The following is a 5,144-nucleotide window of genomic DNA, read 5'->3' on the forward strand; positions in this document are numbered from 1 at the left end:
GTTCTTGAATTAAACCTTGAGTAGTAACAATATAAAAAGGACTTTTTTGTAATGGTATATTTTTCCAATTAATATCATAGCTATTTTCAGCAATAGCATGCCAAAATGATTCAGGTAAATCGCTTGCCGTAGTTTTTATCTATAGATACAAATCTTTTTGGTGATGCAGTGTTATTTAGGAAATTTAACATGTATTCTTAACCTTAAGTTAATATAGCTATTGTAGTGCATACTTTAGATTCTAAAGTCAATAGTGTTTTTAAATTAAAAATTGAAGAAAAGATTTTGATAATTATACTTCAAGTAAATGAATAGTGAGAGTATTGTTTGTTAATACCAAAGCCGTCATTATAAGCGTGCATTGCATGGATATCACCACGTCATTGCGAGCAGTCGTAGTACTCGCGTAGCAATCTCATGAAATAATAAGAAATTCCTGAGATTGCGGACGAACTTACAGTGTTGCCTCGCAATGATGACTTTCAGTATCCACGCAACGATGCCTATAGTCAAAAATATCCGACCTTAATTAGAATTAAGATAAATATACTTCCTTATCTAAAGTATTTTCGCTGTTATCTATAATCATAGTAATTGTTGCATCGCCGGTAATATTGATAGTAGTACGTAGCATATCAAGTATTCGGTCAATACCGGCAATAATTGCGACTCCCTCTATAGGTAAGTGAACGGAAGAAAGAACCATAGGAAGCATTATCAAAGAGGCACCGGGAATACCGGCACCGCCGATAGATCCAAGTGTTGAGGTGAGAATAATTACTAAATAGTCGTGAGGAGCAAGCGTTACTCCCATCATTTGAGCAAAAAATATAGTAGTAAGAGATAAATTTATAGCAAAACCGTCCATATTAATTGATGCCCCTATCGGAAGTACGAACGAAGTACTAGACTCTGAAATGCCAAGCTTTTCACGACAAATTTGCATAGTAGTTGCAAGAGTGGCTTTGCTACTTGAAGTAGAAAAAGCAAGTATCTGATACTCAAAACTTTTCTTATAAAAAGGTATAGGTGAAACATGACAAAATACATATATAAGTAAACCAAAAACTAAATATTGGAATGTCATTGCCACCACTACCGCTACAACAAGTTTTGATAAACTAATCATTACTTCAACTCCCTGCATGCCTACAATCCAGCCTGTTAAAGCAAAAGCACCGTAAGGGGATAATTGAATAACAAACGATATCATTTTTAATATTAATTTTGACATTACATGAATTAAATCAGTAACAGGTTCACCGATAGATTTCATTTTGTTTAAGGTAATCCCAACAAAAATAGCAAAAAATACAACTTGCAAGACATCACCGTTTGCAAAAGCCCCAACAGCATTATCAGGGACGATATTTACAAAAAAATCAATTATATTAAATGCAGTTCTATTTGTCGTTCCTGAAGAGGTAAAATCTATATGTATGCCTACTCCCGGCTTTAATACTAAGGCAACAGTGATTCCAAAAACCGTAGCAAAAAAAGTAGTACCTAAAAAAGCAGCTACCGCTTTCATTCCTACTCTACCAAGGGCAGAAGTATCATTCATACTAGTGATACCGGAAACCAAACTAAAAAAAATTAAAGGGGTAATGATCATTTTTATCAAACGTAAGAAAATATCACCGATAGGTTTAATATAATTAACATATTGTGGTAAGTATATACCAAATATAATACCTAAGATTAACCCTAAGGTAACTTTTTGCCATAATTTCATAATTTACTTACTTAATTTTAAATTTATCTAACTATAAGTTTATTTACTATTTTGGTCAATCCATTCTAAGTACTTTTGAAAGCCATAGGCAATATTTATTTTTATTATTTGTGGAAATGCATAATTATGAATTTCAAGGAGTTTATTTTCAATTTCGTTATAATTAGAAGATTTTGTTTTAATTACAAGTCTATATTCGGTTTCTAAAGTTACTCTACTATCCCATCTAAAGTAACTTTTGACATCGTCAATTTGAATGCAGGCAGCAAGATTTAATTCTAACAAAACAGATGCTATTTTCTCGGCAATTTGCAAATCATTAGTAGTCGTTAAAATTAAACAGCAATCTTGCATGCTTAAACCTCAACAAAACAATTAGGTGTTTCATATAGTTTGAGGCTTGCTACGAAGAAGTTGTGACCTACGAAAAGTTTAGAAAAAATTTCATTCTTTAAATGTGTCGCTATATTTTCTGCAGTCGGGTTATTTTGCATGTAATATATTTTTTGACCGGTACAATTTTCTATTTGCTGCCCCATGTCCTTATCGTCTTGATGTAGGATTAAGCTATGATCAAAATGTTTGTCAATCCATTTTTTAGCTAAATCCTTAATTAAACCAAAATCGACTATCATACCGAGTTTATCGGTTTCGTGTGCGGCTATAGTTATCTCAAGAACATAGCGATGACCGTGCAGGAATTGACATTTATTTTGATGTCCTATAATTCTATGTCCTGCATCAAACTCAATACGACGAGTACATTTTATCATTATTATATACTTCTTTTTTCTATTGTCATGCTGTGGCTTACCGATACCGTATGGCTCATTTATATCATTTCCTCGTAGGCGGGCATCCAAGGCTTTGGGGTGTCATCTCATGGCTTGACCACGGCATGACAATTTTTTACAAATTCAGTAGTAACTTTTCAGGGTTCTCAATAAGCTGCTTAATTTTTACCAAGAACGATACTCCTTCTTTCCCGTCAATTATACGATGATCGTAAGATAAAGCTATATACATCATCGGACGTATTTCAATTTTACCGTCTATAACTACAGCTCTTTCCTCGGTTTTATGTAATCCTAAAATACCTGATTGAGGAGGATTAATAATCGGTGTAGATAATAATGAGCCATATACGCCTCCGTTAGAAATCGAAAATGTTCCCCCTGACAAATCAGCCATAGAAAGTTTACCCTCACGAGCTTTTTTAGCCAAAGTGCCTATAGCTTTTTCTACATCAGCAAATCCCATTTTATCGGCATCCCTAACAACCGGTACAACAAGCCCTTGCTCTGTTCCGACAGCTACACCTATATCATAGTAATTTTTATATACTAAATCATCACCGTCTATTTCAGCATTTACCGATGGAATAAGCTTTAAAGTTTCAATTGTTGCTTTAACAAAAAACGACATAAAGCCAAGTTTCACAGCGTGCTTTTTCTCGAACTCTTCTTTATATTGATTACGCAAGGCAATTACTTTTGACATATCGATTTCATTAAAAGTAGTCAAAATAGCTGCTGTATTTTGTGAATCTTTTAAACGCTGTGCAATAGTTTTACGTAAGCGTGACATACGAACACGCTGTACTCTTTCTTCATTAGTTTTGTTTACTGTAGTAGAAGCAGCAGACGGTGTGTTTATTGTTTCAAGTATGTCGCCTTTGGTAATTCTACCGTCTTTACCTGTGCCTTTTATATTATTGGGGTCAAGCTTATTGTCGGTAACTAATTTTTGTACGGAAGGAGCAAGAATATTATTAACCACGGCAGGTTTTGCTACAGGCTTTTCTGAAGTAGGTTGCGTAACTGCTTGAGCTTTAGCAGATTCATTATTAGTACCGGCAGTATTAGCTGCCCCTTCATTTATGTCGCCTATTTCTTCGCCAACTGCTACATTTGCACCGTCAGTTTTTGATATTTTACCTATAGTGCCGTTACAAGGAGCATTAACTTCTAAAGTCACTTTTTCGGTTTCAATTTCTAACAGTAATTCATCGGTTTTAACCGAATCACCTTCTTTCTTATACCATTTGGCAATAGTTGCTTCTGTTACGGACTCTCCAAGCGACGGTACTATAATTTTAACGCTCATAATTTATTTTACTCCTAAAAAATCGAAAAACGTATTTGGTATAACACTAAGAATCACATCCATAATGCTTCCCTTAATAGCTTCTCTTGCTGCTTATTATGTACTTGCAGCGAACCTACTGCCGGAGAAGCTGATTCCTCTCTACCTACATATTTAAATTCATTATTAATTCCTGCTTCTTTTAAAGCATCACTTAAGTAAGAAGCTATATAACGCCAAGCTCCCATATTCTTTGGTTCTTCCTGACACCAAATAAATTCCTGCGTCCTATTATATTTTTTTAATAGCGATGCTACAAGTTTTTTTTCAAAAGGGTATAATTGCTCAAGCCTGACAATTACTATATTACTATTATTGCCACGCATTTCAAATAGATCGTAATATACCTTACCGCTACATAAGATTACTTTAGTAATATTGTTTGTATCTATTTTAGTTACTTCATCTAAAACCGGTAAGAAAGCAGTATTGTCGCCTAGATCATCAAGTTTAGATACGGCATATTTATTACGTAATAATGATTTCGGCGACATTACGATTAACGGTTTGCGGGTATCATCAAGTATTTGACGACGTAGCAGGTGGAAAATCGAGGCAGGGGTAGTTGGATATGTAACATACATATTATCCTCAGCTGCTAGCTGTAAGAGCCTCTCAAGCCTTGCCGAACTATGCTCCGGTCCTTGTCCTTCAAATGCATGCGGCAGTAGTACCACAAGCCCGCTCATACGAAGCCATTTAGTTTCGCTGCTTGAAATAAACTGGTCAAAAATAATCTGAGCTCCATTAGCAAAATCACCAAATTGTGCTTCCCATAAAACTAAATTTTTTGGATTTGCGAGTGAATAACCATACTCAAAACCAAGCACCGCATATTCAGATAAATTACTATCGGCTACCTCATATTGTGCTTGTTCTTTAAATAAATTATTTAGAGGTATATAGGTAGTATCGTCAATTTGGTTGTGCAATACTGAATGACGATGCGAGAAAGTACCGCGTCCGCAGTCTTGTCCGGTTAGCCTGATATTTGTACCTGAAGCAAGCAAGCTTGCAAAAGCTAGCTGCTCAGCTGTTGCCCAATCAATAGGCTGATCAGCTATTAGATTGGCTTTTCGTGCTTCAAATAGTTTTACAAGCTTTGGATTAACGGCAAAATCTTTCGGTATTTCGCATAGTTTAGTTCCTAAATCTTGTAATATTTTTTTTCCGACGCCCGTTATTGCAGCTTGTGTAGAGGTGCGAAAAATGCCTTGCCATAACCCACCTAAGAAATGTGCTTCCGGCTTATAACTTTTTGCCT

The 5,144-nt window shown here is 35.2% G+C and carries 5 protein-coding genes; all 5 read right to left on the reverse strand.

Going from position 1 to position 5,144, the window contains the following annotated elements; translation table 11 throughout:
- Positions 1-535 precede the first annotated feature (535 nt).
- Positions 536-1,735 (reverse strand): dicarboxylate/amino acid:cation symporter, encoded by a 1,200-nt coding sequence (locus A452_RS0100765; RefSeq protein ID WP_014413135.1) that lies wholly within the window; start codon positions 1,733-1,735, stop codon positions 536-538.
- A 39-nt stretch (positions 1,736-1,774) separates the two neighbouring features.
- Positions 1,775-2,089 (reverse strand): divalent-cation tolerance protein CutA, encoded by a 315-nt coding sequence (cutA, locus tag A452_RS0100770; RefSeq protein ID WP_014413134.1) that lies wholly within the window; start codon positions 2,087-2,089, stop codon positions 1,775-1,777.
- Positions 2,090-2,091: 2 nt separating this feature from the next.
- Positions 2,092-2,508 (reverse strand): 6-pyruvoyl trahydropterin synthase family protein, encoded by a 417-nt coding sequence (locus A452_RS0100775; RefSeq protein ID WP_014413133.1) that lies wholly within the window; start codon positions 2,506-2,508, stop codon positions 2,092-2,094.
- Positions 2,509-2,644: 136 nt separating this feature from the next.
- Entirely contained in the window at positions 2,645-3,841 is a 1,197-nt protein-coding gene (gene odhB, locus A452_RS0100780) for a 2-oxoglutarate dehydrogenase complex dihydrolipoyllysine-residue succinyltransferase (protein WP_014413132.1), read from the reverse strand.
- Between the two features lie 53 nt (positions 3,842-3,894).
- The coding region (locus tag A452_RS0100785) for an MFS transporter (protein ID WP_017208465.1) at positions 3,895-5,144 on the reverse strand (1,250 nt) is incomplete at its 5' end.

The organism is Rickettsia australis str. Phillips (genome assembly GCF_000273745.1).
Taxonomy (GTDB): Bacteria; Pseudomonadota; Alphaproteobacteria; order Rickettsiales; family Rickettsiaceae; genus Rickettsia; species Rickettsia australis.

What these genes read in the sequence shown, in the direction of transcription:
- cutA (WP_014413134.1), bottom strand. Translation starts at nt 2,089, where the DNA reads ATGCAAGATTGCTGTTTAATTTTAACGACTACTAATGATTTGCAAATT.
- A452_RS0100775 (WP_014413133.1), bottom strand. Translation starts at nt 2,508, where the DNA reads ATGATAAAATGTACTCGTCGTATTGAGTTTGATGCAGGACATAGAATT.
- odhB (WP_014413132.1), bottom strand. Translation starts at nt 3,841, where the DNA reads ATGAGCGTTAAAATTATAGTACCGTCGCTTGGAGAGTCCGTAACAGAA.
- A452_RS0100765 (WP_014413135.1), bottom strand. Translation starts at nt 1,735, where the DNA reads ATGAAATTATGGCAAAAAGTTACCTTAGGGTTAATCTTAGGTATTATA.